The sequence below is a fragment of the Kitasatospora sp. CMC57 genome, from assembly GCF_045866025.2.
Classification (GTDB): domain Bacteria; phylum Actinomycetota; class Actinomycetes; order Streptomycetales; family Streptomycetaceae; genus Kitasatospora.
Genome location: NZ_AP035881.2, coordinates 1,338,865 through 1,361,314, shown reverse-complemented (window position 1 = coordinate 1,361,314; position 22,450 = coordinate 1,338,865). Strand labels below are relative to the sequence as shown.

At 73.5% G+C, this 22,450-nt stretch carries 20 protein-coding genes and 1 pseudogene; 16 read left to right on the top strand and 5 right to left on the bottom strand.

The window, feature by feature from the left end; all coding sequences use genetic code 11:
• Positions 1–29: 29 nt before the first annotated feature.
• Together ACKUU6_RS06230 and ACKUU6_RS06225 are read left to right on the top strand one after the other, a co-directional pair.
• Positions 30–1,238 (top strand): sensor histidine kinase, encoded by a 1,209-nt coding sequence (locus ACKUU6_RS06230; protein ID WP_407987444.1) that lies wholly within the window; start codon positions 30–32, stop codon positions 1,236–1,238.
• Positions 1,232–1,879, top strand: a complete 648-nt coding sequence (locus ACKUU6_RS06225) for a response regulator (protein WP_407992052.1) — start codon at positions 1,232–1,234, stop codon at positions 1,877–1,879. The genes ACKUU6_RS06230 and ACKUU6_RS06225 overlap by 7 nt, the downstream gene beginning before the upstream one ends.
• A gap of 18 nt (positions 1,880–1,897) precedes the next feature.
• Here ACKUU6_RS06225 and ACKUU6_RS06220 read toward each other — a convergent pair whose 3' ends face one another.
• The 3 genes from ACKUU6_RS06220 to modA are packed head-to-tail and all read right to left on the bottom strand — an operon-like array spanning position 1,898 to position 4,580.
• A complete protein-coding gene (locus tag ACKUU6_RS06220; RefSeq protein WP_407987443.1) occupies positions 1,898–2,989 on the bottom strand; it encodes an ABC transporter ATP-binding protein in 1,092 nt (363 codons plus the stop codon).
• Positions 2,986–3,786 carry an ABC transporter permease gene (locus tag ACKUU6_RS06215; RefSeq protein ID WP_407987442.1) on the bottom strand — a complete coding sequence of 267 codons (801 nt, stop codon included), beginning with the start codon at positions 3,784–3,786 and terminating at the stop codon, positions 2,986–2,988. The genes ACKUU6_RS06220 and ACKUU6_RS06215 overlap by 4 nt, the downstream gene beginning before the upstream one ends.
• On the bottom strand, positions 3,783–4,580 hold the full coding sequence (gene modA, locus ACKUU6_RS06210; protein WP_407987441.1) for a molybdate ABC transporter substrate-binding protein: 798 nt from the start codon (positions 4,578–4,580) through the stop codon (positions 3,783–3,785). The genes ACKUU6_RS06215 and modA overlap by 4 nt, the downstream gene beginning before the upstream one ends.
• Positions 4,581–4,793: 213 nt before the next feature.
• On the opposite strand from modA, the gene ACKUU6_RS06205 reads away from it, so the two are divergent.
• From ACKUU6_RS06205 to ACKUU6_RS06175, 7 genes are all read left to right on the top strand, one after another.
• Positions 4,794–6,149 carry a cytochrome P450 gene (locus tag ACKUU6_RS06205; RefSeq protein WP_407987440.1) on the top strand — a complete coding sequence of 452 codons (1,356 nt, stop codon included), beginning with the start codon at positions 4,794–4,796 and terminating at the stop codon, positions 6,147–6,149.
• Positions 6,150–6,501: 352 nt separating this feature from the next.
• On the top strand, positions 6,502–7,284 hold the full coding sequence (locus tag ACKUU6_RS06200; RefSeq protein WP_407987439.1) for an MHYT domain-containing protein: 783 nt from the start codon (positions 6,502–6,504) through the stop codon (positions 7,282–7,284).
• Positions 7,285–7,329: 45 nt separating this feature from the next.
• The gene (locus ACKUU6_RS06195; protein WP_407987438.1) at positions 7,330–9,702 is read left to right on the top strand and encodes a nitrate- and nitrite sensing domain-containing protein; all 2,373 of its coding nucleotides are present in this window, start codon (positions 7,330–7,332) and stop codon (positions 9,700–9,702) included.
• On the top strand, positions 9,699–10,109 hold the full coding sequence (locus ACKUU6_RS06190) for a roadblock/LC7 domain-containing protein (protein ID WP_407987437.1): 411 nt from the start codon (positions 9,699–9,701) through the stop codon (positions 10,107–10,109). The genes ACKUU6_RS06195 and ACKUU6_RS06190 overlap by 4 nt, the downstream gene beginning before the upstream one ends.
• Entirely contained in the window at positions 10,109–10,537 is a 429-nt protein-coding gene (locus ACKUU6_RS06185) for a DUF742 domain-containing protein (protein ID WP_407987436.1), read from the top strand. Before ACKUU6_RS06190 ends, ACKUU6_RS06185 begins: the two co-directional genes overlap by 1 nt.
• Positions 10,518–11,141: a GTP-binding protein gene (locus ACKUU6_RS06180; protein WP_407987435.1), complete on the top strand. Its 624-nt coding sequence runs from the start codon at positions 10,518–10,520 to the stop codon at positions 11,139–11,141. Before ACKUU6_RS06185 ends, ACKUU6_RS06180 begins: the two co-directional genes overlap by 20 nt.
• Before the next feature lie 68 nt (positions 11,142–11,209).
• Positions 11,210–12,163 carry a hypothetical protein gene (locus tag ACKUU6_RS06175; protein ID WP_407987434.1) on the top strand — a complete coding sequence of 318 codons (954 nt, stop codon included), beginning with the start codon at positions 11,210–11,212 and terminating at the stop codon, positions 12,161–12,163.
• A gap of 69 nt (positions 12,164–12,232) precedes the next feature.
• On the opposite strand, the gene ACKUU6_RS06170 is transcribed toward ACKUU6_RS06175, so the two are convergent.
• The gene (locus ACKUU6_RS06170) at positions 12,233–13,612 is read right to left on the bottom strand and encodes a cation:dicarboxylate symporter family transporter (RefSeq protein ID WP_407987433.1); all 1,380 of its coding nucleotides are present in this window, start codon (positions 13,610–13,612) and stop codon (positions 12,233–12,235) included.
• Positions 13,613–13,765: 153 nt separating this feature from the next.
• Between ACKUU6_RS06170 and ACKUU6_RS06165 the strand changes: the two genes are divergently transcribed.
• Complete coding sequence (locus ACKUU6_RS06165) at positions 13,766–15,391, top strand: ATP-binding protein (protein WP_407987432.1); 1,626 nt, start codon at positions 13,766–13,768, stop codon at positions 15,389–15,391.
• Positions 15,388–16,083 carry a response regulator gene (locus tag ACKUU6_RS06160; RefSeq protein WP_407987431.1) on the top strand — a complete coding sequence of 232 codons (696 nt, stop codon included), beginning with the start codon at positions 15,388–15,390 and terminating at the stop codon, positions 16,081–16,083. Before ACKUU6_RS06165 ends, ACKUU6_RS06160 begins: the two co-directional genes overlap by 4 nt.
• 58 nt (positions 16,084–16,141) lie before the next feature.
• On the opposite strand, the gene ACKUU6_RS06155 is transcribed toward ACKUU6_RS06160, so the two are convergent.
• Positions 16,142–16,741 (bottom strand): class I SAM-dependent methyltransferase, encoded by a 600-nt coding sequence (locus tag ACKUU6_RS06155; RefSeq protein WP_407987430.1) that lies wholly within the window; start codon positions 16,739–16,741, stop codon positions 16,142–16,144.
• Positions 16,742–17,131: 390 nt separating this feature from the next.
• Here ACKUU6_RS06155 and ACKUU6_RS06150 point away from each other — a divergent pair, with 390 nt between their 5' ends.
• From ACKUU6_RS06150 to ACKUU6_RS06130, 5 genes and pseudogenes are all read left to right on the top strand, one after another.
• Positions 17,132–18,475 carry a diaminobutyrate--2-oxoglutarate transaminase family protein gene (locus ACKUU6_RS06150; protein ID WP_407987429.1) on the top strand — a complete coding sequence of 448 codons (1,344 nt, stop codon included), beginning with the start codon at positions 17,132–17,134 and terminating at the stop codon, positions 18,473–18,475.
• Entirely contained in the window at positions 18,472–19,938 is a 1,467-nt protein-coding gene (locus tag ACKUU6_RS06145; RefSeq protein ID WP_407987428.1) for a pyridoxal phosphate-dependent decarboxylase family protein, read from the top strand. The genes ACKUU6_RS06150 and ACKUU6_RS06145 overlap by 4 nt, the downstream gene beginning before the upstream one ends.
• A gap of 51 nt (positions 19,939–19,989) precedes the next feature.
• Positions 19,990–20,451: a peptidylprolyl isomerase gene (locus ACKUU6_RS06140; protein WP_407987427.1), complete on the top strand. Its 462-nt coding sequence runs from the start codon at positions 19,990–19,992 to the stop codon at positions 20,449–20,451.
• Between the two features lie 392 nt (positions 20,452–20,843).
• Positions 20,844–21,437, top strand: a pseudogene (locus ACKUU6_RS06135) (tRNA-dependent cyclodipeptide synthase); the annotation flags it as partial.
• Positions 21,438–21,501: 64 nt separating this feature from the next.
• Complete coding sequence (locus ACKUU6_RS06130; RefSeq protein WP_407987426.1) at positions 21,502–22,437, top strand: cytochrome P450; 936 nt, start codon at positions 21,502–21,504, stop codon at positions 22,435–22,437.
• Positions 22,438–22,450: the final 13 nt, after the last annotated feature.

Sequence of the window (22,450 nt, the reverse complement as noted above, 5' to 3'; positions counted from 1 at the left end):
CCGGGGCGGTGAACTGGCACCATGGCGGGGTGTCCGAGATCTTCGCGCCGCTGTTCGCCGCCGCCACCTACGCCAGGTGGCTGCACCTGCTGATCGGCGTGGTCTTCGTCGGGGTGGTGCTGATGGTCTATCCGGGCACCGAAGGAGTCGACCTGCGGCAGATCCTGACGGGCAGTGTGCTGCTGGACAGCGTGCTGCTCACCCTGGTCGCGCTGGTGCCCGCCGCCCGGCGGGCCGAGGGGGTGCAGGCCCGGCTGCTGCTGATGCCCGAGCGGGAGGAGCAGATCGGGGTCACCTCCTCGACGGGCTGGCGGGACCGGGGGCGGACGGCGGGCTGGCTGTTCGGCCGGGTCGCGCTCGGTACGGTGGCCGGCTTCGCCACGGTGCACGGTCTGGTTGCGATCTGCTCGCTGTCCACCCAGCCGTTCCAGGACCGGGCGCCGACGCTGTTCGGGTGGCAACTCCCGGATGGTGGGCAGATGTTGCTCTATCCGCTGCTCGCGCCGGTGCTGCTGTTCGGCCTGGGCTGGTTCGTGGTGCTCGCAGGCCGTCTGCAACTGGCCATGGCCGTACGGCTGTTGGGAGCCTCGCCGAGTGAGCGGCTGGCCGAGGCGGAGCTGCGGGCCGAACGGCTGCTGGAGCGCAACCGGCTGGCCCGGGAGCTGCACGACTCGATCGGTCACGCGCTCACGGTGACCGTGCTGCAGGCGGGTGCGGCCCGGGAGGTGGCTGATCCGGCCTTCGTGGCACAGGCGTTGGAGGTGATCGAGGAGACCGGTCGGCGGGCGATGGACGACCTGGAACGGACCCTGGTGCTGCTCCGGGAGACCCCCGACGGGACTGCGGTGGAACAGCCGGGCGTGGAGCAGCTGCCCGGGCTGTTCGAGACCGCGCGGGCGGCCGGCCACCCGGTCGAGGCCACGGTGCAGATCCCGGCCGGCGCACTGCCCGGGGTGCTCTCCCGAGAGACCTACCGGATCGTCCAGGAGGCGGTGACCAACGTGCTCAAGCATGCTGCGGGGGCGGCGATCGTGGCTCGGATAGCCGTGCGGGACGGGAAGTTGGAGCTGTGCTGCGCCAACGGCCGGGGATCGGGAGGCGGTTCGCGTCGAGGTGGCGGCAAGGGCGTACGGGGCATCCGGGAACGGGCCGCCCTGCTGGGCGGCGAGGCCGCTGCGGGGTGGCAGGGGGAGGACTGGGTGCTGACGGTCCGGCTGCCGCTACGGTTGGGATCATGATCGACATCCTGCTGGTGGACGACGAGGAGCTGGTCCGGGCCGGCCTGCGGGCCGTGCTGGAGGCGCAGGGCGACCTGCGGGTGGTGGGCGAGGCGGCGGACGGAGCGGAGGCGATGGCGCTGGCCCGTACGCTCACGCCGGACGTGGTGCTGATGGACGTGCGGATGCCCGAGGTGGACGGCCTGACCGCGACCAAGGCGATCCTGGCCGCCAGTGCCGACCCGCCGAAGATCCTGGTGGTCACCACCTTCGAGAACGACGACTACGTCTACGAGGCGCTGCGGGCGGGCGCCGACGGCTTCCTGCTCAAGCGCTCCCGGCCGGCCGAGATCGCGCACGCGGTGCGGCTGGTGGCGGCGGGGGAGTCGCTGCTGTTCCCGGCCGCGATCCGCCGACTGGCCGCCGAACGGGCCAACCGGCCCGCCGAGCAGGCGATGACCCGGGCGGGGCTGACGGAGCGTGAGGCGGAGGTGCTGCGGCTGGTGGCCCAGGGGCTCTCCAACGGCGAGATCGCCGAGCAGCTCTTCCTCGGCGTGCAGACGGTGAAGTCCCACGTCAGCAGCGTGCTGGGGAAGTTGGGCGCCCGGGACCGGACGCAGGCCGTGATCGCGGCGTACGAGTCCGGGTTCGTGCCGCGTTGAACCCGTACCGGCGGGTGGTCAGGCCGGGTAGGCGTGGGTCTGGGCGGCCTTCACGGCGGCCCAGACCAGGCTGCCCGGGGCCAGGTCGAGTTCGGCGGCGGCAGCGGGGGTGAGGTCGGCGGCCAGCGGGAGCGGGCCGGTCAGGTCGACCCGGACCTGGTCGCCGTGCAGGTCGAGCCCGGCCACCTCCAGCTGCCAGACGTTGCGTGCACTGGAGTCGGGCCGGGTGCGGTGCAGGGTCACGGCGGCGGGCGGGAAGGCGACGAAGGCCGGTCCTGTCAGGTCCTCGGTGGTGGTGAGCACCGGGCCGCCGTCCGGGAGCGTGACGGTGTGTCCGGTGGCGGTGCCCTGGTAGAGGTTGAGGCCGACCAGTCGGGCGATGTAGTCGGTGCGCGGGTGCCGGGCGATCTCGGCCGGGGTGCCGGACTGGACCTCGCGCCCGTCCTCGATCACCACCAGCCGGTCGGCGAGCACCATGGCGTCCAGCGGGTCGTGCGTGACCAGGATCGCGACTGCCTCGAACTCGCGCAGATGGCGGCGGAGTTGGGAGCGGACGTCCAGCCGGGTGCGGGCGTCCAGTGCGGCCAGCGGTTCGTCCAGCAGCAGCAGCCTCGGCCGTACGGCGAGCGCCCTGGCCAGCGCGACCCGCTGGGCCTGGCCACCGGAGAGCGCGCCCGGCCTGGCCTGGGCGTGTTCGGCCAGTCCCATCCGCTTCAGCCAGGGCAGGGCGGCCTCCCGGGAGGCGCGGCGGCCCAGGCCGCGGCAGCGCGGTCCGAAGGCGACGTTGTCCAGGGCGGACAGGTGCGGGAAGAGCAGGTAGTCCTGGAACACCACGCCGACCGGCCGCTCCTCGGCGGGGGTGTGCACGCCCGAGGCGGGGTCCTCCAGGGTGGTGCCGTCCAGCCGCAGGTGACCCTCGGTCAGCGGCAGCAGTCCGGCCAGCGCCCGGAGAGCGCTGGACTTGCCCGCGCCGTTCGGGCCGAGCAGGGCGATCACCTCGCCCGGCGCGGCGCGCAGCCCGAGGTCCAGCCGGAAGCTCGAGCGGGTGGCGTGGCCGGTGCGTTCGACCACCAGGCGGGCATCGAGGGTCACGGAGCTCCCTTGGGTCATGTGCCGGACATCCACCGGCCGCGCAGCCCGGCCAGGACGGTGATGGAGACCGCGAGCAGCACCAGGCTGAGCGCGATCGCCGCCTCCGGGTCGGACTCCATCGCCAGGTAGACCGCCAGCGGCATGGTCTGGGTCCGGCCGGGGAAGTTGCCCGCGAAGGTGATGGTCGCGCCGAACTCGCCCAGTGCGCGGGCCCAGGCGAGCACCGAGCCGGCCGCGATGCCCGGGGCGATCAGCGGCAGGGTGACCCGGCGGAACGCGGTCAGCCGGGAGGCGCCGAGGGTGGCGGCGGCCTCCTCGTACCGGGGGTCGGCGGCCCGGAGGGCGCCCTCGACGCTGATCACCAGGAACGGCATCGCGACGAACGCCTCGGCCAGCACGACCCCCGAGGTGTGGAACGGCAGGGTGATCCCGAAGGCCGAGTCCAGCCAGCGCCCGGCGATGCCGTTACGGCCGAGCACCAGCAGCAGCGCCACCCCGCCGACCACGGGCGGCAGCACCAGCGGCAGGGTGACCAGCGCCCGGACGAACCGCCGGCCGGGGAAGTCCGTCCTGGCCAGCAGCCAGGCCAGCGGCACCCCGAGCAGCAGCGAGAGCGCGGTGGCCGCCGTCGCGCAGACCAGCGACAGCCGGAGCGCCTCCCACACCTCGGGGCTGGTGAGCTGCGTGGGCAGTTCACTCCACGGTGCCCGGATCAGCAGCCCGACCAGCGGCAGCACCAGGAAGGCGAGGCCGAGCAGTGCGGGCAGCAGCAGCGCGAACGGAGTCCGCCGGTACGCGCTCCGAGCCGCCGTCACGGGGTCTGGAAGCCCGCTGCGGTGAGCACCCGGCGGGCGTCGGCGGACCGGACGTAGGCGGTGAAGGCGGCGGCGCCGTCGGCGTTGGGGGCCTTGGTCAGCGCGGCGATCGGGTAGTCGTTGACGGCCTTGGCGGCCTCGGGGAAGTCCACACCGTCGATCTTCGCAGCATCGGCGAGCACATCGGTCCTGTACACGAGCGAGGCGTCCACCTCGCCGAGTTCGACCTTGGTCAGCGCGCCCTTGACGTCCTGCTCCAGGGTGACCGGGGTCAGGTTGACCTCGCCCGCCTTGAGGGCGGTCACGGCGGCGGCGCCGCACGGGACCTCCTTCGCACAGAGCGCCACCTTGAGCCCGCCGCCCGCCAGGTCCTTGAGGGCGGCGAGGTGCTTGGGGTTGCCCTTGGGCACCGCGATGGTGAGCGTGTTGCGGACGAAGACCTCGGGGGCGGTGGCCGCCTTGGCGTCGGTGACGGTCTTCATGGTCGCCGGGCTGGCCGCCGCGAACACGTCGGCCGGGGCGCCCGAGACGATGCTCTGGGCCAGGGCGGAGCTGCCACCGAAGTTGAACTTCACGGTGACCCCCGGGTAGACGGCCTCGAACTTCCTGCCCAGCTCGGTGAAGCTCTCCTTCAGCGAGGCGGCGGCGAAGACGTTGACCGTACCGGAGGGCCCGGCAGCGCCGGAGGCGGTCTTCGTCGCGGACGGCGACCCCGAGCTGCCGCACGCCGTCAGGCCGGCGGCCAGGGCGAGTGCGGTGGCGGCCAGGGCGGTGCGGCGGACGGTGATGGCCATGCGGGGGTCCCCTCGTTCACTTCCGGTGAGACGATCATAGTGCCGCAGGTACGGCCGGAAAATCCCCTGTCTCATTGCACGGGCAAGGGCCTGGGGTCATGATGGCCAGCATGTGCGAACCAACGAGCGGCCATTTCCGGCCCTTCTTCGCTGACGACCTGTCAGCTAACTTGGTGGCCTACGCACAAGCGTTCAGCACCGAGGGGGTTCTCCTTGCCGACTGCTCAGATACCCGGCCCGGCCGGTGTCCCGCTGCTCGGATCCATGCTCGACCTGCAGCGGGACCCGCTCGGCACCTACCTGTCCGGCCACCGTGACCACGGCGACGTGGTGCGGTTCGTCGCCGGGCCGCCCGGGCTGCGGGTCGAGATCTACGGGATCTACTCGCCGGAGGGCGTCCAGCAGGTGCTGGCCACCCAGGCCGCGAAATTTCGCAAGGAGAACATCTTCTACGAGGAGATCCGGCAGAGCTTCGGCAACGGCCTGCTCACCTCGCAGGACGAGGACTACGTGCGCCAGCGTCGGCTGATCCAGCCGCTCTTCACCCGCCGCCGGGTGGACGGCTACGCCGAGGCGATCGCGATGGAGACCGAGAGCCTGGTCGAGCGCTGGTCAGCGGGCCAGGGCCGGGCGGTGGACGCCGTGGACGAGATGTCCCGCTTCGCCCTGCGCGCGGTCTCCCGCATCCTGTTCGGCGCCGACGTGGAGGCCGCGCTCGACTCGGTACGGAAGAACTTCCCGGTGCTGGACCACTACGTCAGAAGCCGCGGCACCCAGCCCAAGCGCATCCCGCGCAGCTGGCCGACGCCCGGCAACAGGGAGGCGGCGGCCGCCGAGCGGGCCCTGTACGGGGTCTGCGACATGATCATCGCCCAGCGCGGCGAGGGCGCGGCGGACTCCGACGACCTGCTCGGGCTGCTGGCCGCGGCCCGCGACGAGGACGGCAATCAGCTCGACCCGACCGAGCTGCGCGACCAGGTGCTGATCTTCCTGCTGGCCGGCCACGAGACCACCGCCACCTCGCTGACCTTCGCACTGCACCTGCTGGGCCATTACCCGGAGGTCCAGCGCCGGGTCCAGGCGGAGGTGGACGAGGTGTTCGCCGACGGTCACCGGGCGACCGCCGCCGACTACAACCGACTGCCGTACCTCACCATGGTGTTGAAGGAGGCCATGCGCCTCTACCCGGCCGCTCCGGTGATCGGCCGGATGGCGGTCGGGGAGTGCGCGATCGGCGACAGCGTGATCCCGGCCGGGGCCACCGTGCTGGCCACCCCGTACGTGGTGCACCGGCACGCGAAGCACTGGCCGGACCCGGAGCGCTTCGACCCCGAGCGGTTCACCCCCGAGGCGGAGGCCGGCCGGCACCGCTACGCCTGGCTGCCGTTCGGCGGCGGTCCCCGGGCCTGCATCGGGCAGCACTTCTCGATGCTGGAGTCGGTGCTCGCGCTGGCCGGGGTGCTGCGCGCCTTCGACGTCGAGGCGCTGGACGCCCGCGAGGTGCCACTGACGCACGGCATCACCCTGGCGGCGACCGGCCCGGTCCGGATCGGCCTGACCCGCCGTTAGGGCCCGGGGGCCGCCTCTCCTGCCCGGGGCGGCCCCACCGGTCGTTCCTGCTTCGCCGTCAGGCCGAGCCGTTCAGGTGAACGCGCGCGGCCTGCCGTTGCCGTCCGTCCAGCTGCCCTTGAAGCCGAACGCCGTGGATCCGCCGGCGTGGTGTTGCAGCCCAGGTCCGCCACCGTGACCGCCGAGTGCGCCGGGCGCACAACGCCCGCTCCAGTTCAGCATATTCGAGCCCCCGAGCGGGCTGCTTTTCACATCTTCGCGTAACCGCTTGTGATCGCTCGGTAGCGTCCGGCGAATTCGAAACCCACATCGCACAGGCGACTGGCACCTGCCCGAGTCGTTCGGAGGCCCGATGGGACACTTGGACCACTTCAGCTTCGGCTGGCCGACCCCGGCCATCTCGTACGTGATGGCCTGCGTCGGCGCCGCGCTCGGCCTTCGCTGCACCCTGCGCGCGCTCTCCGCCACCGGCCCCTCCCGGCGGAACTGGCTGGTCACCGCCGCCGCCGCGATCGGTTCCGGCATCTGGACCATGCACTTCGTCGCGATGTTCGGCTTCACCGTGGACGGCACCGAGCTGCGCTACAACGTGCCGCTCACCATCCTGAGCCTGCTGGTCGCCGTCCTGGTGGTCGGGCTCGGGGTGTTCGCCGTGGCGTACGGGCGGCACCGGGGGCGCTCGCTGTTGCTCGGCGGCCTGATCACCGGGGTGGGCGTGGCCGTCATGCACTACCTCGGCATGGCGGCCGTCCGTCTGCACGGGGTGATCGCCTACGACTTCGGCACGGTGGCGCTCTCGGTGCTGATCGCGGTCGGTGCCGCGACCGCCGCGCTCTGGGCCGCCGTCACCATCCGCAACGTGTACGCCGCTGCGGCCGCCGCGCTGGTGATGGGCATCGCGGTGAGCTGCATGCACTACACCGGCATGGCCGCCGTACAGGTCGAACTGCACCCGTCCCGGGTCGAGTTGGGCGGCGCGACGCCGATGCAGTTCATCTTCCCGCTGGCGGTCGGACTCGGCTCCTTCCTGTTCCTCACCTCCGCCTTCGTCGCGCTCTCGCCGACCGCCCAGGAGCGGGCCGCCTACCGCGAGGCGGGCCGGCCGGTGCTCGAGGAGCTCGACCGGGCGGCCTGACCGCAGCCACCGTCAACCACCCACCAGAGAGAGGGCCCTGACCACATGGGAACCCACGCGGGCCCGCCCGCCCGGGAAGCCACCGCCGCCCGCCGACCCGCCGCGCACGCGCTGCTTCGGCGGCTGCGCCCCCGCACCGTACGCGCCAGGATCGTCGCTCTGCTGATGGTCCCGGTGGTCTCCGTGATGGCCCTCTGGTCCTTCGCCACCGTGACCACCGCGCAGCAGATCTGGGACCTGCTGCGGCTCCAGGAGGTGCACAGCGAGCTGCTCGACCCGGTCGCCGCCACCGTGGCCGGCCTGCAGGCCGAACGGGTGGCCGCAGGAATGCAGTTGGCCGCCCCGGGAGCCGGCCGGGAGGCGGTGCTCCGGGAGGCCGCCGGGGTCACCGACCGGGCGCTCGCCCCGCTCGGGACCGGCAGCGGCTACAACCGGGCCGACGCCCGGGGCCTCGGCGCCGACGCGGCCGGCCGGGTCGACGCGCTGGGCGCGGCCGTCGGCGGCCTGGTCGAACTACGCCGCCGAGTGGTGGACCGTTCCGCCACCTGGCCCGAGACCTATGCTGCCTACACCGCCGCGATCGACCGCGCCTTCGAGGTGACGGGCGCGACCACCGGGCTGCAGGACCACCGGGTGGCGTCCGACGGGCGGGTGCTGCTCGAGTTCGCCCGCGCCCGCGAACTGCTGGCCCGGGAGGACGCGTTGCTGCGCACCGGCCAGCGCGCGGGGACGCTGCCCGACGCCCAGCGCGCGGAGTTCACCGCCGCCGTCTACGCCCGCCGGCTGTTCGAGCAGACCGCCGCGCCTGACCTGCGCCCGGCGGACCGGGCCGCGCTGCTCGCGGTGTTCGGCGGCACCGACCACCACGAGCTGGTCCGGTACGAGGACGCCGTCCGCTCCGCCGTGGACGGCCGGGGCGCGGTGGACGCGGTGAGCAGCGAACAGTGGTCGCTCGCCGCCGACAACGTGGCCCGGGCACTGCGCACGGTGGAAGGCGCCGCCGGTGCGGCCGCCGCCGCGCAGGCCCGCCCGTACGCGCTCGGACTGTTCGGCTCCTCCGGCGCCGCCGTGCTGCTCGGCCTGCTCGCGGTGATCGCCTCGCTGCTGATCTCGGTGCAGATCGGCCGTGGGCTGGTCACCGAGCTGATCGCGCTGCGGAACTCCGCGCTGGAGCTGGCCGGGCGTCATCTCCCCGGCACCATGCGGCGGTTGCGCGCGGGCGAGGAGATCGACGTGGAGGCGGAGGCGCCGCTGCGCCCGCACGGTGAGGACGAGATCGGGCAGGTGCACGGCGCCCTGGGCTCGGTCCAGCGGGCGGCCGTGACGGCGGCGGTGGAGCGGGCCGAGGTGCTCTCCGGTGTCTCCGGGGTCTTCGTCAACCTGGCCCGGCGCAGCCAGGTCCTGGTGCACCGTCAGCTCACCCTGCTGGACACCATGGAACGCCGCACCGAGGACCCGGAGGAGCTGGAGGACCTGTTCCGGCTGGACCACCTGACGACCAGGATGCGGCGGCACGCCGAGGGCCTGATCATCCTCTCCGGGGCAGCCCCGGGCCGGGGTTGGCGCAATCCGGTGCCGCTGGTGGACGTGGTCAGGGCGGCGGTCTCCGAGGTCGAGGAGTACGCCCGGGTGGAGGTGCACCGGCTGCCGTTCGTCGCGGTCGCCGGGCAGGCGGTGGCCGACCTGACCCACCTGATCGCCGAACTGGTCGAGAACGCCACCGGGTTCTCACCCCCGCACACCAAGGTGCACGTCCGGGGCGAGCAGGTCGGCAACGGCTACGCGCTGGAGATCGAGGACCGTGGACTCGGGATGGGCCCGGAGGCGCTGGCCGACGCCAACCGGCGGATCGAGGCGGCGCAGCAGGTGGACCTGTTCGACAGCGACCGGCTCGGCCTCTTCGTGGTGAGCCGGCTGGCCCGCCGCCAGGATGTCCGGGTCTCGCTCCGGACCTCCGCGTACGGCGGCACCACGGCGGTCGTGCTGCTGCCCAACGCGCTGCTGGAGAGCCCGCGTCCGGAGCGTGAGGCGCCGGCACCAGGACCGGCCGCACCGGCGGCTCGGGTGCCGGACGCGTTCGGCCCCGGCCTGCTGCGGGCCACCCCGTTCCCGGCGGCCCGGCCGGCCGTCGCCCCGATCGGTCCGGCACCCGTACCCGCACCGCCCCCGGGGCCGCGCATGCCGCCGTCGCCCGTGGCGGAGCCGGACGACCTGCCGCGCCGGGTCCGGCAGGCCAGCATGGCGCCCCAGCTGCGGGAGGCCCCGGAGCGCCCGCAGACCCGGGCCCGGCCGGACGGGCCGCCGCGGATCGGCCGCAACCCGGAGGAGGCCAGGGCCGCGATGTCCGCGTACCAGCGCGGCTGGGCCCGGGGCAAGAGCCGCAGGACCGTTGACAGCACCGAGGGAGAGACCCGATGACCAGCTCCGCACCGCGCTCGGGAGAGTTCAACTGGCTGCTCGACGAGCTGGCCTCCCGGGTCGCCCAGATCAGATTCGCCGTGATGCTCTCCGCCGACGGCCTGGCGATCGGCACCTCGGCCGGGATCGGCCGGGAGGACGGCGAGCACCTGGCGGCCGTCGCCTCCGGCTTCCACAGCCTGGCCAAGGGGGCGGGACGGCACTTCGGCGCGGGTGAAGTCCGGCAGACCATGGTCGAGTTGGAGCACGGCTTCCTGTTCGTCGCGGCGGCCGGCGAAGGCAGCTGCCTGGCCGTCTTCGCGCACGCCGACGCCGACCTGGGCCTGGTCGCGTACGAGATGGCCCGGCTGGTCCGCCGGGTCGGCGAGCACCTGTACACGCCTCCGCGCAGCGCGGTCGGTGGGTGATGTCGTACCCGCAAGGCCGTCACCTGCCGGAGTCCCCGTTCGGCTTCCCGGCGCCGGCCGAGCCGCACACCCGCTGGTACGACGGCGCGGCCGGCCCGATGGTGCGCCCGTACGCGCTCACCAAGGGCCGGACCAGGCCGACCGGGCGGGAGTTCGACCTGATCGCCCTGGTGGTCAGTGACGTCCCGGACAGCCCGGAGCTGCCGATCGGCCCCGAGCACGGCGCGATCCTCGACCTGTGCCGGGACAACGCGCTCTCGGTGGCCGAGATCGCCGCCGAGACCGACCTGCCGCTCGGGGTGGTCCGGGTGCTGCTCGGTGACCTGCTGGACGCCGAGTTCATCCGGGTCAGCCGCCCCGTACCGCCCGCCATGCTCCCCGACGAGCACATCCTCCGTGAGGTCATCAATGGACTCCGCGCGCTCTGAACAGCCCGAGCGTCCCCAACACGCTGACGAAGAACCGGTGTTGGCCCTGAAGATCCTGGTCGCCGGGGGGTTCGGGGTCGGCAAGACCACCATGGTCGGCTCGGTCAGCGAGATCCGGCCGCTGCGCACCGAGGAGCAACTCACGGTGGCCGGGGCCGGGGTGGACGACCTCGGCGGGGTGGAGCAGAAGACCACCACCACGGTGGCGATGGACTTCGGCCGGATCACCATCAGGGAGGGGCTGTCGGTCTACCTGTTCGGCACGCCGGGGCAGGACCGGTTCTGGTTCCTCTGGGACGAGCTGGCCACCGGCGCGCTGGGCGCCGTGGTGCTGGCCGACACCCGCCGGCTGACCGACTGCTTCCCGGCCGTGGACTTCTTCGAGCACCGGGGCATCCCGTTCGTGGTCGCGGTGAACCGGTTCGCGGGCACCCGGGACTTCCGCCCCGAGGAGGTGTCCCGGGCGCTCGACCTGGAGACCGACACCCCCGTGGTGATCTGCGACGCCCGGCGGAGGGAGTCCGGCAAGGAGGTGCTGATCAGTCTGGTCGAGCACGCGGGGCGGGTGCACGCGGCCCGGCTGCTCGCCGAGGTGGGTGGCTGAGTGTCACCGATCGACACCTCGCTCGTGGCGTTCCGCTGACGGAGCGTCACGGGTCGTACGCTGAAAATGTGATCACCTACGAGTGCCGCAGGCTGCGCACCCTGGCCGACGAGGAACGCTGGCCCGAGCTGCTCGGGCTATACCGCGAGTCCCGCGCGGTCGGTGCCGCGCTGCGCGGTGAGGCCCAGGGCGCGGCCGAGACCGGCCCGCTCGGCCACCTGATCGCGTACGGGGCGCCGCCGGAGCTGGCGGCCCGGCTCTTCGACCAGGACGGCGGGCCCGGCGCGGCCGCGACGGTGGCGGACCACGACGCGGGGCCGCTGTGGGAGGTGCTGGCGACCCGTCACTCCTGGCGACGGCTGGCACCCCTGCTCGGGCCCGCCCGGGTGCGGCGGCTGGTCCAGCACACCCGGGTGCTGCTCGGCGAGGAGCTCGGCCATGGCGCCGAACCGGACCGGGACGGCGTCCCGCTGACCCTGGAACCGTGGGAACTGGCCGGCTGGGAGCCGGCCGCCCGGGTCCGCGAGTACCTGCGCACCGGCGGGGCCCGGCGCGCGCTGCTCACCCTGCCTGCCGGCCGGGAGGGTCTCGGGCCGGTCGAGCTGCCGGAGCCCGGCACGGTGGTCCGCGAACTGGCCGCCACCAGGCTGCTGGCCGCCGCGGTGCCCTGGGCCACCGCGCGCTGCGTCCGCGGCTCAGGACCGGCGGCCGCCGCCCAGCTGGCGGCCGGCCGTCAGGTCACCGGCGGGTACCTGCCGTTCGGGGCGGTCTACCCCGCCCTGGTCCAGGCCGCCTCGGACGGCCCGGCCCGGGGCAGCGCGCAGGGCCGGATCGCGGTCTGGCGGTTCCTCTCCGCGATGACCGGCCAGCCGGATCCGGCCGAGGTGAACACGCTGGTGCCCCGTCTCCGCTGCTTCACCTGGCACGAGCCGGCCGACGAGCTGCGCTTCGTCCACCTCGCCCTGGAGGACCCGGCCACCGGCCTGTCCTGGGCGCTGAGCGGTTCGGCGCACGAGACCTGAGCCGACGAAAGGAGCAGGCCCCCACTCGACCGGGGGGTCTCGAGTGGGGGCCTGCGGTCCGAGGGGGTGTCAGCCGGTCTTCTCCAGCGCCAGCGCCAGCGCCGGGGCCGGGGTGGGGGCCTGGGCCTGGGCGGGGACGTCGGCGTGGCTGTCGACCAGGGTGGTCTCGTCGAAGGGGAGCCGGCCACCGAGCACCTCGCCGAGGCGGCCGTGGTCGAGCTCCTTGGTCCAGTGGCCGATCAGGACGGTGGCCACGGCGTTGCCCGCGAAGTTGGTCAGGGCGCGGGCCTCGGACATGAAGCGGTCGATGCCGACGATCAGGCCGACGCCGTCCACCAGTTCCGGCCGGTGGGACTGCAGGCCGCCCGCGAGGGTGGCGAGGCCGGCGCCGGTGACGCCGGCGGCGCCCTTGCTGGCGATGATCATGAAGATCAGCAGACCGAACTGCTGGCCCAGCGACATCGGCTTGTCGAGAGCCTCGGAGATGAAGATCGAGGCCATCGTCAGGTAGATCGCAGTGCCGTCCAGGTTGAAGCTGTAGCCGGTGGGGACGGTGATGCCGACCACCGGGCGGCTGACGCCGAGGTGCTCCATCTTGGCGATCAGCCGGGGCAGCGCGCTCTCCGAGGAGGAGGTGGAGAGGATCAGCAGGAACTCGCGGCCCAGGTAGCGCAGCAGCGAGAAGATGTTGACCCCGGCCGCCAGGCGGAGCAGCCCGCCGAGCACCAGCACCACGAAGAGGAAGCAGGTGAGGTAGAACCCGATCATGATCACGGCGAGGCTCTTGAGTGCGGCGGTGCCGGTGGCGCCGACCACGGCGGCGATCGCACCGAAGGCGCCGACCGGGGCGAGCCACATGATCATCGACATCACGCGGAAGACCAGCCGCTGGAGGTGCTCGATGCCGCGCAGCACCGGTGCGCCGGTCGTGCCCATCGCCTGGAGCGCGAAGCCCGCGAGCAGCGCGACCAGCAGGGTCTGGAGCACCTTGCCCTCGGTCAGCGCGGAGAAGACCGTGGTGGGGATGATCCCGAGCAGGAAGTCCGTGGTGTTCTGGGCGTGACCTGCGGTGGCCTGGGCGTGTCCGGCCTTGGCCAGGGCCTGGGTGAGGTGCAGGCCCGAACCGGGCTCCAGCAGGTTGCCGACCAGCAGGCCGATGCCGAGCGCGACGGTGGACATCAGCAGGAAGTAGCCGAGCGCGAGGCCGCCGACCCTGCCGACCTTGGCGGCCTTGGTGACGGAGCCGATGCCGAGCACGATGGTGCAGAAGATCACCGGGCTGATCATCATCTTGATCAGGTTCACGAAGCCGGTGCCGACCGGCTTCAGCTCCACGGCGAAGTCCGGCGCGGCAAGGCCGACCGCGATACCGGCCAGCACCGCGACGATGACGGCGAGGTAGAGGTAGTGCGTGCGGTCTCGTCTCGGGGCTGCTGTGCTCGTCGTCATGGTGCGGCTCCTTCGCCTGCGGGTGCTGCCGGCCCGGGGTGGTCGGGACGATCCGACTATGGGCTCCGGAGTGATCAGGGTCACGTTTGAGTTCATAGAGTTCATGCCGCCAGCCCGGCTCGCCCCGCGCGACGGCAAGGCACACTGGCTGGCATGGACGCCGGCCTGGATGCGCACCCCGACAGCCCGACGCGCCGCCGCGCCCGCAGCCTGGCGGGTCAGCTGTTCGTACTCCAGGTGGTCATCGTGGCCGCCGTGGTGGCCGGGGGCGCGGTGCTCGCCTATCTGTTCACCACCGGCCGGGCCGAGGCCGCCGCCCGGCGCCAGGTCACCGCCGTGGCCCGCTCGGTGGCCGCCGCGCCCAGCGTCCGGGAGGCCGCGGTGGGCCCCGACCCGTCCGCCGTGCTCCAGCCGTACGCCGAGCGGGTCCGCCAGGACACCGGCGTCGACTTCGTCACCGTGATGGCCCCCGACGGCATCCGGTGGGCCCACCGCGACCCGGCCCAGATCGGCCGCCCCTTCCTCGGCCACATCGAACAGGCGGCGGCCGGCCAGGTGTTCACCGAGACGTACACCGGCACGCTCGGCCCCTCGGTCCGGGTGGTGGCCCCGGTGTCCGACGGCAGCCGGGTGGTCGGGCTGGTCAGCGCGGGCATCACGGTGCAGTCGATCAGCGCCCAGTTGCGCGGACCGCTGATGGCGCTGGGCGGTGTCGCGTTCGGCGCCCTGCTGCTCGGCGGGGCGGCCACCTACCTGGCCAACGTCCGGCTGCGGCGGCACACCCACGGCATGGGCGCCGCCGAGCTGAGCCACCTGTACGACTATCACCAGGCCACCCTGCACTCCGTCCGGGAGGGGCTGGTGCTGCTGGACGGCGCCGGGCGGGTGGTGCTCTGCAACGACGCGGCCCGCGAACTGCTCGGCCTGTCCGGCGACTTGGACGGTGTGCCGGTCCGCTCGCTCGGCCTGCCGCCCTCGCTGGCCCGGGCGCTCGGCTCGGCCGAGCCGGTCCGGGACGAGGTGCACCTGACCGCGGAGCGGGTGGTAGTGCTGAACACCTCGGCCGTCGGCCCTGGCCTCGGCACCGTGGTGACGCTCCGCGACCACACCGAACTCCAGGGGCTGGTCGGCGAGTTGGACTCGGTACGGGGCTTCGCCGAGGCGCTCGGCGCGCAGGCGCACGAGGCCGCCAACCGGCTGCACACCGTGGTCTCGTTGATCGAACTCGGCCGCCACGGCGAGGCGGTGGACTTCGCCACCGCCGAGCTCGAACTCGCCCAGCAGCTCACCGACCGGGTGGTGGCGGCGGTCGCCGAACCGGTGCTGGCCGCCCTGCTGCTCGGCAAGACCGCCCAGGCCGCCGAACGCGGCGTCGAGTTGACCCTGACCGAGGACAGCCGGATCGACGACGGCGTCCTGCCGCCCGGCCTCACCCCGCGCGACCTGGTCACCGTCCTCGGCAACCTGGTGGACAACGCGGTGGACGCCGCGATCGAGAACGCCGCAGCCCGCGCCCCCGAGGTCACCGTCACCGCCCGGGTGGACGGGGCCGAACTGCTGCTCCGGGTCGCCGACTCGGGCCCCGGCATCGAACCGGACGCCGCCGGCGAGGTGTTCGGCCGGGGCTGGACCACCAAGGCGGCCCACGGCGGCCGGGGCCTCGGCCTCGCCCTGGTCCAGCAGACCGCCCGGCGCAACGGCGGCACGGTGGAGATCGGGCGCTCGGAGGGTGCCGTGCTCACCGTCCGGCTGCCGCTCCAGCGGGAGGCGGTCCGATGATCTCCGTCCTGGTGGTCGAGGACGACCCGGTGGCCGCAGCCGCCCACACCCTCTATGTCGGCCGCACGCCGGGCTTCTCGGCGGCCGGGACCGCGCACAGCTGCGCGGAGGCGCTCCGGCTGCTGGACCGGACCCGGGCGGCCGGCGCACCCGTCGACCTGATCCTGCTCGACCTCCACCTGCCCGACGGTCACGGCCTCCAGCTGTGCCGCACCCTGCGCGCCGCCGGGCACAGCGCGGACGTCATCGCCGTCACCTCGGCCCGGGAGCTGACCACCGTCCGGCAGGCCGTCTCGGCCGGGGTGGTGCAGTACCTGCTGAAACCCTTCGGCGCCGCCGCCCTGCACGACCGGCTGGACCGCTACGCCCGCTACCGCTCCACCCTCGGCCGTACCGGCGAGGCCACCGGCCAGGACGAGGTGGACCAGGCGTTCGCCGCCCTGCGCACACCCGACCGCACCGCCCTCCCCAAGGGCCTCAGCGCCGCCACCCTCGACACCCTGGCCACCGTCCTGCGCACCACCCCCGACGGCCTGTCCGCCACCGCAGCGGCCGCCGCCACCGGCGTCTCCCGGATCACCGCCCGCCGTTACCTCGAACACCTGGTCACCACCGGCCTCGCTGACCGCGAACCGCAGTACGGCCAGGTCGGCCGGCCGGAGCTCAACTACCGCTGGCGCACCGGGCGGTAGAGGCCGGACGGCAACCCGGCTACCGGGCAAGGGCGGTCCGGGCGGTCGCAGCGGGCTACTACCGCGACCGGTCCGCCACGGCGAGGAAGCGGTCGTCGGTGTCCGTGTAGCTCACCAGCTCCCAGCCGTTGGCGGCCAGCAGCGGGCGGAGGTTGGGTTCGGCGCGGCGGTCGTCCGGGGTGAGGGCGCGGCCGTGGCGGGCGGCCAGGACCGCGCGGCCGATCGGGTGGAAGAGGGCGAGGCGGCCGGTCGGGCGGCTGACCCGGGCGAGTTCGCGGAGGCCGAGGGCGGGGTCGGGGAGGTGGTTGACCAGGCCGGCCGCGAAGACCAGGTCGACCGTGTCGTCGGGCAGCGGGAGGTGCGCGCAGTCGGCCAGCGCGACGGCGGCCACCTCGGAGTGGGCCCGGGCCCTGGCCACCATCTCGGGGGTCACGTCCACCCCGAGCACCGTCCCGCCCGGGCCGACCGCGGCCCGGAGCAGCGGCAGCGCCCGGCCGGTGCCGCAGCCCGCGTCGAGCACGAACGCTCCTGCGGCCGGGCCGAGTTCGGCGATCGCGGCAGCGTAGCGCGGGCTGTCGTCCGGGTACTTGGAGTCCCAGGTGTCGGCGCGGGCGGCGAAGAACTCACGGGTGGCGGCCAGTTCGGCTTCGTACGACATGCGGCCAGCCTATGACGGCCCGGCCTTCCGGCAGTGGAGCAGGACGACCCCGTTGCCGAAGGTGCGGCTCCCGACCAGGTGGAGGTCCGTTGTGCGGGCGGCGGGCGGCGGGCGGCGGGCGGCGGGCGGCGGGCGGCGGGCGGGGAGAGGGGCTTGCCCCGGCCGATCAGCACCAGGTGGACGTGGATCCGGTGCTCGTCGATCAGGCCGTGGCGCTCGAACGCCTCGGCCACGTCGGCGCACCCACCTTCGCACGGCCCGTGTCCGTTGCGTCCGTCGCTCGTTGACGGGGTGTCGGGTTCACTCGGACGGGTGGAAAGCGGATCCGATGAGGAGTACGGGATTCCAGGGCCAGTAAAGTTAGGCTTACCTAACCAAAGGGAGTCTGCCTTGGCCCTCACCGCCGCCCCCACGGCCGGCGACGCGATCCTGCGCCGTCAGCGGATCCGCGAGTCGGCTGCCCGTACCTACGCCCGTTCCTTCCCGATCGTGCCGGTCCGGGCCCACGGGATGACGGTGGAGGGTGCGGACGGCCGCCGGTATCTCGACTGCCTGTCCGGCGCCGGGACGCTGGCGCTCGGCCACAACCACCCGACGGTGCTCACCGCGATCCGCCGCACCCTGGACAGCGGCGCCCCGCTGCACCTGCTCGACCTGGCCACCGCCGAGAAGGACGACTTCACCACGGCCCTGTTCGAGAGTCTGCCGCCCGGCTTCGGCGACCGCTCCCGGGTGCACTTCTGCGGGCCGGCCGGCACCGACGCGGTGGAGGCGGCGCTCAAGCTGATGCAGACGGCCACCGGCCGCCGGGGCGCGCTCGCCTTCACCGGCGCGTACCACGGCATGACCGCCGGCGCGCTGGCCGTCACGGGCGCCGTCGAGGTGAAGTCGCCGCTGCCCAGCGGGGGAGAGGTGACCAGGCTGCCCTACCCGTACGCGTACCGCTGCCCGTTCGGCGAGGGTGCGCGCGGGGCGGAGCTGTCCGCGACGTACGTGGAGCGGCTGCTCGACGACCCGTCAGGGGGCGTGCTGCCCCCGGCCGCGATGATCCTGGAGGTGGTCCAGGGCGAGGGCGGGGTGGTGCCCGCGCCGGACGGCTGGCTGCGCGAGATGCGCCGGATCACGGCCGAGCGCGGCATTCCGCTGATCGTGGACGAGGTGCAGACCGGCGTGGGCCGGACCGGCGCGATGTGGGCGGTCGAGCACAGCGGGATCGAGCCGGACGCGCTCGTGCTCTCCAAGGCGATCGGCGGCAGCCTCCCGCTCGCGGTGGTCGTCTACCGGGAGGAGTACGACGGCTGGCTGCCCGGCGCGCACACCGGCACCTTCCGGGGCAACACGCTCGCGATGGCGGCGGGCGCGGCCACCCTGCGGTACGTCGCCGAACACGGGCTGGTCGAGCGGGCCGACCTGCTCGGCGCCCGGCTGACGGGCCGGCTGGACGCGCTCAAGGGGCGGCTCCCGGTGATCGGCGACGTCCGGGGCCGGGGCCTGATGATCGGCGTCGAACTGGTCGACCCGAGCGGCGAACCGGACCGTTGCGGCGCCCACCCCGCCGACCCCGAACTGGCCCGCCGGGTCCGGGCGGAGTGCCTGCAGCGTGGCCTGATCGTCGAACTCGGCGGCCGCCACGACGCGGTGCTCCGGCTGCTGCCCCCGCTCACCATCACCGACGAGCAGGTCGAGGCAGTGCTGGAGCGGCTCGCCGACGCCGTCGAAGCCGCGTCCCGATGACCGCCGAGGCCGCGAGCCTGGCCGGTCCTGTGGCGCTGCGACCGCTGCTCGACCTGGTGCTCACCGCCCTGGACGTCGGTGCCCGGCAGCGGGGCGGCCCACTGCCGCCCGGCGGACCCGAGCTGATCGCCGGTCAGACCCGGCTTGCGGTGTCCGTCCAGCACGACCGGGACGCCCTGCTCCGGCTCACCGAGTTCCTCGCCTTCGGTACCGCCGACCCCGCCGACCCGGCCTGCGCCGCGCACCTGCACTGCCCACCGCTCGCCGTCGCGGTCGCCGCAGACCTGGCGGTCAGCGCCCTCAACCCCTCGCTCGACTCCTGGGACCAGGCCCCGGCGGCCACCGGCCTGGAGACCGCCCTGATCGCCGAACTGGCCGAGCTGGTCGGCTTCGACCCGGCGGCCGCCGCCGGGGTACTGACCACCGGCGGCACCGAATCCAATCTGATGGGCCTGCTGCTGGCGCGCGATCAGGTGCTGGGCGGCGAGGTCGCCCTGCACGGTCTGCCGCCCGGTGTCCGCCCGGTGATCATGGCCTCCGAGGCGGCGCACTTCTCGGTCCAGCGCGCCGCCGCGCTGCTCGGGCTGGGCGAGCGGGCGGTCCGTACCATCCGGGTCGACCGCGGGCTGCGGATGGACCCGGCCGCGCTGGCCGAGGAGCTGCGCGCCGCCGTCCGGGCCGGGCAGCGGCCGATCGCCGTGGTGGCCACCGCGGGCACCACCGACACCGGCGCCGTCGACCCGCTGCACCCGGCCGCCGAGCTGGCCGCCGAACACGGCGCCTGGCTGCACGTGGACGCCGCGTACGGCGGCGGGGCGCTGCTCTCGGACCGGCTGGCCCCGCTGCTGGACGGCATCGCCCGGGCCGACTCGGTCTCGCTGGACTGGCACAAGTTCGGCTGGCAGCCGGCCGCCGCCGGGGTCTTCCTGGTCCGCCGGGCCGAGTCGTACGAATCGCTGGGCCGCCGGGCGGCGTACCTCAACCCGGCCGACGACGAGGAGGCCGGGTACCCGAGCCTGCTCGGCCGCTCGCTGCGCACCACCCGCCGGGCCGACGCGTTCAAACTGCTGGTCACCCTTCGGACGCTGGGTCGCAAGGGCCTGGGCGCGCTGGTCGAGGCCTGCCACGACCTGGCGCTGGTCACCGCCCGAGCGGCGGAGGCCGCCGAGGAGCTGGAGCTGCACTGCGCGCCGGTGCTCAGCACGGTGGTGTTCCGCTACCGCCCGGCCGGGGCCGGACCGGCCGAGCTGGACCGGCTGAATGCGGAACTGCGCCGCGACCTGCTCCACACCGGCCGGGCCGTGGTCGGCCGGACCGAACTTCCGGGCGCCGGCCCCGGCCGGGTCCGGCTCAAGCTCACCCTGCTCAACCCGCACGCCACCCCGGCGGACACCGCCGCCCTGCTGGCCGCGGTCCGCACGGCCGGGCAGCGCGTCAGGGACCGGAGTGGCGGAGAACAGTGACGTAGGGTGAAAAACCAGGACAGACCCCCCAGCCAGGACAGGCGGTCAGCAGTGGAGAAGAACCGAACCGTGGTGCTCGAGACCACCAAGGGCACGATCACGGTCGAGCTGTACGAGGACAAGGCGCCGATCACGGCGAAGAACTTCGCGGACCTGGTCGAGCGGGGTTTCTACGACGGGCTGAAGTTCCACCGCTACGAGCCCGGTTTCGTGATCCAGGGCGGTGACCCGCTGGGCAACGGCACCGGAGGATTCATCGACCCGGCGACCGGCCGGGAGCGGACGATCAAGCTGGAGGTCACGCCGGACCTCAAGCACGGCGAGGCGGGCGCGCTCTCGATGGCCCGTAGTCAGAACCCGAACAGCGCCTCCAGCCAGTTCTACATCACACTCGGTCCGGCGGCCTTCCTCGACATGAACTACGCCGTCTTCGGCCGGGTGACCCAGGGGCTGGACGTGACGCAGCAGCTCCGGGCCGGCGACAAGATCCTCAGCGCCAAGTTCGGCGGCTGAAAAGGGAATTGGCGGATCTGACAGCCGGACTCCGGTCCGGCTGTCAGAATTCGTAGGAAAGCGCGGCCGATCGGCGCCCCGTGGGTATTTCCGGGGCCGCTGCGCGAAGTGTCCGTGGACATACCTTTCCGAGGCTGTCCAGCTGTTTTCGGCCGCACTGCGGCGTGATTTCGCCAACCACCCGCCCACGCTTGCGGATCCGGCGAAGCACGGCGGTAACTTCTAGTAGCCGCCGCCACACCGGGAGCACACGGCTCCTCGGGACTTGCGGCGCGAGGGAGTAGTGAACCCGCCGTCATCCGGCGCGGCCTCTCCTTTCGCCTTTCTGGCACGAACTCCCCTGGTGTCGACACCACTTCCCTGTACTCAGTCCTGCGACGCGGAGCTGCGGCATGACCGAAACACTTCTGAGCACCACTTTCAGCACCTTCCAAGCCCTGCCGTTCTCCGACCGCTGCCACCGGGTCTGGCAGCGCGGTGACCACCTGCTGATCGGGGTCAGCCCGGGCAGCAGCTACTTCAGTCGTCTCCGGATCGCCCAACTGGTGCGCTGGGGCCGCCAGTTCTTCGACTCGGTGGATGTGGTCCACGCCGACCTGCACGTGGACACCCAGTTCACCGCCTTCGGCTACCCGCCCGACCAGGCCAGGCGCCGGGCGGCCAAGGAGAGCAAAGCCACCCGGCGCCGGATCGAGCGCGGAGTCGAACTGGCCGCCCGGTCGCGGGTCGGGGTGCACGCGCTGTCCGAGTTCGCGGACACCCCGGCGTACCGGCGGCTGTCCGCCGAGGTGGCCCGTGCGCTGGCCGAGGACGAGGACTTCCGGCTGGCCACCGAGGGGATGGCGGCCGGCTTCCTGGCCGCCCGGATGCCGGAGGGCGAGAGCCCCTCGGTGGACCAACTCGCCGCCGGGGTCGCCTACATAGCCGCCGAGCTGCCGTTCTTCCTCGACACCCCGAGCCTGCTGGACGTGCCGTCCTCGGTCTCCTGCTACCACGTCGAACTGCCGCTCACCCCGGTCCTGTTCGGCCGCGACCAAGGTGGTCAACAACATGGGCAACATCAACAGCGCCGGGCTGCGGGACGCCGTGATGAAGACCCTCTCCCCGCGCGCCGACAGGGAGCTGGGCGGCCGGCTGGAGGCGGAGGCGCACCGGCTGCTGGACGAGCTGGAGCGGCAGGGCCAACCGGCCGAACTGCGGGACGGCTTCACCGAGCCGTACTCGGCCGCGCTGCACTGCCGGCTGCTGGGCATCCCGACCGACGACTGGCGGCAGCTGATGGCCGGCATCGACGTGGCCTTCCTGACCAGTCCGGTGCCGTTCGAGGGGTCGACCCCCAACTGGTACAAGGACCTCGGCTACATGCTCGGCAAGCTCAACGCCGATCCGGCGCCCACCGAGGGGCTGCTCGGCCGGTTCGCCAGGCTGCGGGCCGAGCGGGCGGACCTGGAGGACGACGAGCTGCTGGCCACCGTGGCGCTCTCGCTGTTCGGTGCGGGGGCGGTCTCCACCTCCTCCTTCCTGCTGCACGCGATCATCGCGCTGGCGCAGCGGCCCGAGCTGGCCGAGCGGCTGCGCCAGGAGCCCGCGCTGATCGGCCGGGCGGTGGACGAGCTGCTCCGCTACAACCTGTCGATCGGGGACGCGCTGCCCCGGATCGCGCTGGCGGACGTCCAGGTCGGCGAGGTGCTGGTCCGTCAGGGTGAGCTGGTGCTGGTGCTGATCGAGGGCGCCAACTACGACCCGGCGGTCTTCCCCGACCCGGAGCGGATCGACTTCGACCGGCCGGAGAATCCGCACCTGGCCTTCGGCGCGGGCCGGCACTTCTGCCCGGCCTCCGCGCTCGGCCGCACCCACGCCGAGATCGCCTTGCAGGTGCTGGTGGAACGGCTGCCCGGACTCCGGCTGGCCCTCCCGGCCGATCAGCTGGCCTGGCGCCCCGGCTTCATCAAGCGGCTGCCGGAGCGGCTGCCGGTGGTCTGGTAGGCCCCGGGTGAGG

Coding starts and splice junctions, on each gene's coding strand:
- ACKUU6_RS06155 (WP_407987430.1), bottom strand. CDS start 16,741: ATGTCGTACGAAGCCGAACTGGCCGCCACCCGTGAGTTCTTCGCCGCC.
- ACKUU6_RS06145 (WP_407987428.1), top strand. CDS start 18,472: ATGACCGCCGAGGCCGCGAGCCTGGCCGGTCCTGTGGCGCTGCGACCG.
- ACKUU6_RS06195 (WP_407987438.1), top strand. CDS start 7,330: ATGGGAACCCACGCGGGCCCGCCCGCCCGGGAAGCCACCGCCGCCCGC.
- ACKUU6_RS06190 (WP_407987437.1), top strand. CDS start 9,699: ATGACCAGCTCCGCACCGCGCTCGGGAGAGTTCAACTGGCTGCTCGAC.
- ACKUU6_RS06220 (WP_407987443.1), bottom strand. CDS start 2,989: ATGACCCAAGGGAGCTCCGTGACCCTCGATGCCCGCCTGGTGGTCGAA.
- ACKUU6_RS06160 (WP_407987431.1), top strand. CDS start 15,388: ATGATCTCCGTCCTGGTGGTCGAGGACGACCCGGTGGCCGCAGCCGCC.
- modA (WP_407987441.1), bottom strand. CDS start 4,580: ATGGCCATCACCGTCCGCCGCACCGCCCTGGCCGCCACCGCACTCGCC.
- ACKUU6_RS06165 (WP_407987432.1), top strand. CDS start 13,766: ATGGACGCCGGCCTGGATGCGCACCCCGACAGCCCGACGCGCCGCCGC.
- ACKUU6_RS06200 (WP_407987439.1), top strand. CDS start 6,502: ATGGGACACTTGGACCACTTCAGCTTCGGCTGGCCGACCCCGGCCATC.
- ACKUU6_RS06170 (WP_407987433.1), bottom strand. CDS start 13,612: ATGACGACGAGCACAGCAGCCCCGAGACGAGACCGCACGCACTACCTC.
- ACKUU6_RS06185 (WP_407987436.1), top strand. CDS start 10,109: ATGTCGTACCCGCAAGGCCGTCACCTGCCGGAGTCCCCGTTCGGCTTC.
- ACKUU6_RS06180 (WP_407987435.1), top strand. CDS start 10,518: ATGGACTCCGCGCGCTCTGAACAGCCCGAGCGTCCCCAACACGCTGAC.
- ACKUU6_RS06130 (WP_407987426.1), top strand. CDS start 21,502: ATGGGCAACATCAACAGCGCCGGGCTGCGGGACGCCGTGATGAAGACC.